The following is a 217-nucleotide window of genomic DNA, read 5'->3' on the forward strand; positions in this document are numbered from 1 at the left end:
TAAGCCGCCAGCCGCCCGGTGAAGTCGGCGTATTCTTCATCGGTCATGCGGGTCTTTACCACATGACGGCGGTGGGGCGTATTGTATTTCTTTCGCATGGTCTGTGACCTCCTTTCTCGCCCGACAGGGCGCATAGCAGGGTTTGGGGAAGGCACTCCCCAACAAGATTCCCGCAGGGGCAAAAATAAGCGGAGAGCGAATTTTGGCACCTCGGTAG

1 pseudogene is annotated in these 217 nt (G+C 57.1%); it reads right to left on the bottom strand.

Annotated elements, in window-relative coordinates:
• Positions 1-98: pseudogene (locus NE623_RS14980) on the bottom strand (plasmid mobilization protein); the annotation flags it as partial.
• Positions 99-217 lie beyond the last annotated feature (119 nt).

This window comes from Gemmiger formicilis, from assembly GCF_024462815.1.
Classification (GTDB): Bacteria; Bacillota; Clostridia; order Oscillospirales; family Ruminococcaceae; genus Gemmiger.